Origin of the sequence: Tepidimonas sp. (assembly GCF_036824975.1) — a bacterium.
In the GTDB taxonomy this organism is placed as follows: Bacteria; Pseudomonadota; Gammaproteobacteria; order Burkholderiales; family Burkholderiaceae_C; genus Tepidimonas.
Window position 1 is genome coordinate 2579 of the sequence record NZ_DAISZC010000062.1, and the last position, 5173, is coordinate 7751.

A 5173-nucleotide genomic window follows, 5' to 3' on the forward strand; every position below is an offset into this window, starting at 1 on the left:
TTGCGGGTTTCTTACGGTCATGGGGAGGCGTGTGGCGATGAGCACCCGTGCCAAGGGCAGTGCCGATGCGGAGATGTGGCCATTTGCTGACGATGCGCCGCTGGCGGCGCTGGATTTGTTGGCCACGCTGGTGGCCGTGATCGACGAAGGCGGCGCCATCCGTTACGCCAACCACGCGCTGGAGGACGCGCTGGGCCTGTCGCGCCGCAACCTGCGCGGTGTGTCGCTGGCCGACTGGCTGACCGAGCCCGCCTTACTGCAAAACGCACTGCAGGGCATGCGCGGCCACGAATACGCGGTGATCCGCTACGACACGCATCTGAAGCGCCTGCTGCGTGATCCTCTGCCAGTACATTTGGTGCTGGCCGCCACCGAATCGCCGCAGCAGCGCATCGTCGAGATGCTGCCACTGGAGCAGCAGACGCGGCAGGAGCGCGAGCAGCGGCTGCTGGAGCAGGCCCAGGCCAATAAGGAGCTGATCCGCAACCTAGCGCACGAGATCAAAAATCCGCTCGGCGGCATTCGCGGCGCGGCGCAGCTGCTGCAACTGGAGTTGGCCGGGCGTGACGATCTGACCGAATATACCGAGGTCATCGTGCATGAGGCCGACCGGTTGCAGTCGCTGGTGGACCGGTTGCTGGCCCCGCACCGGCGCGCGCCGGTGATGGCCGACGTCAACATCCACGAGGTATGCGAGCGCGTGCGCGCCATCATCCTGGCCGAGTTTCCGCGTGGATTGACCGTAGTGCGCGACTACGATACCTCGATCCCCGAGTTCCGGGGTGACCGCGAGCTGCTGATTCAGGCGCTACTCAATCTGGTTCACAACGCGGCGCACGCGCTCAAGGCGCGTATGGCCGTGGGGGATGCGCGCATCACGCTGCGCACCCGCGTGCAGCGTCAGCTCACCTTCGGCCGGCAGCGGTTCCGGTTGGCACTGGAATTGCATGTGATCGACAACGGCCCGGGCGTGCCGGACGAGATCAGGGACCGCATCTTCTACCCGCTGGTGTCGGGGCGCGATGGGGGGTCTGGCTTGGGGCTTACCCTGGCGCAGACGTTCATTCAGCAGCACAACGGCCTGATCGAGTGCGACAGCCGACCCGGCCACACCGACTTCAAGATCCTCATCCCGCTGCCGTAGCGTCGGCGCGGCGAGGGCAGACACGAGAGAGTGCCGCGCATGAAACCGATCTGGATCGCCGACGACGACCCCTCCATCCGCTTCGTGCTGGAAAAGGCGCTGGCGCGCGAGGACCTGCCCACGCGCAGTTTCGACAGCCCGCGGGCGGTACTGGACGCGCTGGCCGATGGTGCCGACGACGGGCCACAGGTTCTGGTCAGCGACATCCGCATGCCGGGCGGATCGGGCCTGGAGTTGCTGGAGAAGGTCAAGCGCCAGTACCCGGCGCTGCCGGTCATCATCATGACCGCATACTCCGACCTGGACAGCGCGGTGGCGGCGTTTCAGGCAGGGGCGTTTGAATACCTGCCCAAACCGTTCGATTTGCCCAAGGCGGTGGAGCTGATTCGGCGCGCGGCGCAGGAGAGCCTGCGCGAGGAGGCGGCGGCCGATGATGTGTTGGGTAACGCACCCGAGATCCTGGGTCAGGCACCGGCCATGCAGGACGTCTTTCGCGCCATCGGACGGCTCAGTCACAGCCACGTGACGGTGCTGATTACCGGCGAGTCCGGCACCGGCAAAGAGCTGGTGGCGCGCGCCCTGCACAAGCATTCACCACGCGCCAAGGGGCCGTTCATCGCCATCAACACCGCCGCCATCCCGAAAGACTTGCTGGAGTCCGAGCTGTTCGGGCACGAGCGCGGGGCCTTCACTGGTGCCCAGACCCTGCGCCGTGGCCGCTTCGAGCAGGCCGAGGGCGGCACGCTGTTCCTGGATGAGATTGGCGACATGCCGCTGGAGCTGCAAACGCGGCTGCTGCGCGTACTGTCCGACGGGCACTACTACCGTGTCGGTGGCCACACGCCGCTCAAAGCCCATGTGCGCATCATTGCGGCTACGCACCAGAACCTGGAGCAGCGGGTGCGGGAAGGGGCGTTCCGCGAAGATCTGTACCACCGCCTCAACGTCATTCGGCTGCGGCTGCCCCCGCTGCGCGAACGCCGGGAGGATGTGCCGTTGCTGGCGCGCTTTTTTCTGCAGCAAAGCGCCCGTCAGCTGGAAGTCGAACCCAAGCGCCTGTCGGACGAGGCGCTGGCGGTGTTGATGGCGTATGACTTTCCGGGCAACGTGCGGCAGCTGGAAAACCTCTGCCACTGGCTGACGGTGATGGCACCGACGCAGGTGATTCCAGTCAAGGACCTGCCGCCCGAGGTGCTGGCCGCCGGTGTTCGGGCCGCAGCGGGGGCTGCGCCGGCGGGCGCGACGGCCCCCACTGCCCCGACCGCCCCCGCGCTGTCCGGTGCGCCCGATGGCCTGGGGGTGCATCCGGGAGGTGCCGCACCCGCTCACGGCGCCACGGCGTCGGCCAGCGTCCCGGCGGGGACAAAGGTGGCCAGCCCGGCGGGGGCCGAGCCGGTGCCGGGGATCGGGGGCACCGCCGCCTGGGACGATGTCCTGCTGGCCGAGGCGCTGGCCGCGCTGTCGCGGGGCGAGCCCCGCGTGTGGGACCGCATGATCGAGCGCGCCGAGCGCCGCCTGATCGAAGCTGCGCTGCGCGCCACGCGCGGGCGGCGTATTGAGGCCGCGCAGCGCCTGGGCATTGGCCGCAACACCATCACCCGCAAGATGCAGGAACTGGGCATGGACGGCCCGGGCGAGTGACCGCTGCGTGTGACCCCGCACGCTACCGTCCGGGGCCACCGACGCGCGGACGCGCGGCCGGTAGTCGCGCACCCGCATGCAAGGACGCGCTCAGCCGCAAGCCGCCAGCGTCAGCACCACCGGCGCATGGTCGCTGGGCTGCTTCCACTTGCGGGGTGCGCGGTCGATGCGGCAGGCCTGCGCCAGCGGGCGCAGCGCATCGCTGATCCAGATGTGGTCGATGCGCAGGCCCTGGTTTTTCGGAAACGCCAGCTGTCGGTAGTCCCACCAGGAAAAACTGCGTGGCGGCTGGGGGAACAACCGGAAGGCGTCGTGCAGACCCAGCGCGGCCACTGCCTGCAGCGCGGCGCGCTCGGCGCTGGTGCAGTGGATCGTTTCGCGCAGCCCCTCGGGGTCCCACACATCATCGTCATCTACCGTGATGTTGAAGTCCCCCATCAGTACCAGTCGCGGGTGGCGAGCCAGCTCCTGCGCCAGCCAGTCGCGCAGCGCTTGCAGCCAGCGCAGTTTGTAGGCGAACTTGTCGCTGCCCGGGGCCTGCCCGTTGGGGAAATAGGCTCCGATCACGCGCAGGGGTGCGCCGCCTGCGGCGGGCTGCACCGTCGCCGCGATCACGCGCGCTTGTTCGTCTGCGAAGCCGGGGATGTTGCGCTGCACCTCATCGAGTGAGCCGGGCATGCGCACCAGCAACGCCACGCCGTTGTAAGTCTTTTGGCCGAACCACGCGGCCGTGTAACCGGCCTGCGCCAGCGCCTGCACCGGAAACTTGTCATCAGTGAGTTTTAACTCCTGCAGCGCCAGCACGTCCACCGGGTGAGTGGCCAGCCAGTCCAGTACGTGGGGTAGCCGAACGCCGAGTGAGTTGACGTTCCAGGTGGCCAAGGTCATCGTGTTCAATTCCAGCACCCAGAGGTAGCCGGTGTGCGCGCCCCCGCTTGATTGAGCGTCATCGTGCCACAGGAATCGGCGGACTGCGCTCCCTGCGGTACGGCCTGAATGACAAACGCTGTCGCGCTGGGCGTGCCACTGAAAGAAAACGCATAGCGGGCAGCCAGGTCAGAGCGGCATGCTATGGTCGGCAATGTCGCGCCGGTGTAGGTCATGTGGGTTGTGTAGTAACGCTCCATCCACTGCGCCAATTCAACCAGACACCCCTGTGCCGCACTGCGGTGCGTGCGCAATACATATTGCTGATAACTAGGATAAGCGATGGCGGCCAGTATGCCGATGATGGCCACAGTGATCAACACTTCAATGAGGGTGAAACCGCGTGTGTTCATGATCAGTTTCGGACGATTTCTCGCCAGTTGAGTCGCCCGATATTCCGTTGGGTGATGCGGATAGCGACGCTGTCAAGCCCAGTCGTGCCGGGAACGACGATGCGTGATGTCGTCAGATTCGGTGTGGTTGGCATGCCCACGCCCAGATCGACACTGCCGATGAAGGATGAACCGATTTTATCATCTGCGAAGTCGCGGTTGTCGTTCACGTCGATGACACCCGTCGTCAGCCGGGATCCGGTGAAAGGATCGATGACATTGAGGTAGCCGCGCCCCCCCGCCTGACACGGGTCTTCAGAGGGGATGATGCTGCTGGCAATGGCAAACGGCACCACGCTGTTGGTGATCACTCGTGTCTGCGTGACAATGCGCTCCCCAGTGTTGGCGGGGAAGTCCAGATACCAACCCTTTTTCCCATTCATATCGCCCACGACGGCCTCGCTAAACGTGCGAACCGGCTTGTTGTCAAAAAAAGCTTGTTGTGCCACCGAACGCGCTGTCAGCTCATTGCGTCCGCTGATGACGGTATCGTCGATCAAGCCGTACCACGTCTGTTGGCTCTTGTCGCCGGCGTCACCGGTGCGAAAGTAGCTGCCGGTGCCAAATAGCAAAAATCGCCGACCCTCTCCGACAGAGCCGATCTTGGTATTGACCGCAATACCGATCGGCGCCGTGATCGGCTGAGGATTGCCACTGGCATCCTTGGCGGTGAAAAACGGTTGGGGGTTGTTGCCCTGCTTATCGCGAAAATCCCATTGTGATGCATTGGCGGCGTTGACATCGATGCGCCATACGTTACCCTTCAGATCGCCTGCGTAAATCCAGTCGATCTTGCCGTCGCCGTTGTCATCCCACACAGAGGGCGTGGCCATCCCGTTGTCACTCGTCACGCCAGTGTTCAATTTCCTGAGCAGTGTACCGTCAACCAGGCGATAGATATACAGCGCCGCCGTACCACTGGATGAGGCGTAGCCGTTGCCCACGATGACGGCCCACTCGCCGTTGTTCATTTGGGCAATGACCGGCTTGCCAAGGATGTGACCCAGATCGTTGTCACCGGCACCAAACTGCTCCCAAAGCACATGGGAAGGGCCAAATGATGCGGGGG

Annotated in this window: 5 protein-coding genes; 2 read left to right on the forward strand and 3 right to left on the reverse strand. The window is 65.0% G+C overall.

What is annotated here, in order from left to right:
- Window positions 1-73: 73 nt before the first annotated feature.
- Both glnL and ntrC read left to right on the forward strand, forming a co-directional pair.
- A complete protein-coding gene (gene glnL / locus V7Z54_RS07775; RefSeq protein ID WP_334135636.1) occupies window positions 74-1144 on the forward strand; it encodes a nitrogen regulation protein NR(II) in 1071 nt (356 codons plus the stop codon).
- A gap of 39 nt (window positions 1145-1183) precedes the next feature.
- Complete coding sequence (gene ntrC, locus V7Z54_RS07780) at window positions 1184-2785, forward strand: nitrogen regulation protein NR(I) (protein ID WP_334135624.1); 1602 nt, start codon at window positions 1184-1186, stop codon at window positions 2783-2785.
- Between the two features lie 90 nt (window positions 2786-2875).
- Here the strand turns inward: ntrC and xth are convergent, their stop codons facing one another.
- From xth to V7Z54_RS07795, 3 genes are all read right to left on the reverse strand, one after another.
- Complete coding sequence (gene xth / locus V7Z54_RS07785; RefSeq protein ID WP_334135625.1) at window positions 2876-3673, reverse strand: exodeoxyribonuclease III; 798 nt, start codon at window positions 3671-3673, stop codon at window positions 2876-2878.
- 5 nt (window positions 3674-3678) lie between these two features.
- Window positions 3679-4065 carry a type IV pilin protein gene (locus tag V7Z54_RS07790; RefSeq protein ID WP_334135627.1) on the reverse strand — a complete coding sequence of 129 codons (387 nt, stop codon included), beginning with the start codon at window positions 4063-4065 and terminating at the stop codon, window positions 3679-3681.
- 2 nt (window positions 4066-4067) lie between these two features.
- The coding region (locus V7Z54_RS07795; protein WP_334135628.1) for a pilus assembly protein at window positions 4068-5173 on the reverse strand (1106 nt) is incomplete at its 5' end.

Bases quoted from the DNA above. Each gene is read 5' to 3' on its own strand.
- xth (WP_334135625.1), bottom strand. From the start codon at position 3,673: ATGACCTTGGCCACCTGGAACGTCAACTCACTCGGCGTTCGGCTACCC.
- ntrC (WP_334135624.1), top strand. From the start codon at position 1,184: ATGAAACCGATCTGGATCGCCGACGACGACCCCTCCATCCGCTTCGTG.
- glnL (WP_334135636.1), top strand. From the start codon at position 74: ATGTGGCCATTTGCTGACGATGCGCCGCTGGCGGCGCTGGATTTGTTG.
- V7Z54_RS07790 (WP_334135627.1), bottom strand. From the start codon at position 4,065: ATGAACACACGCGGTTTCACCCTCATTGAAGTGTTGATCACTGTGGCC.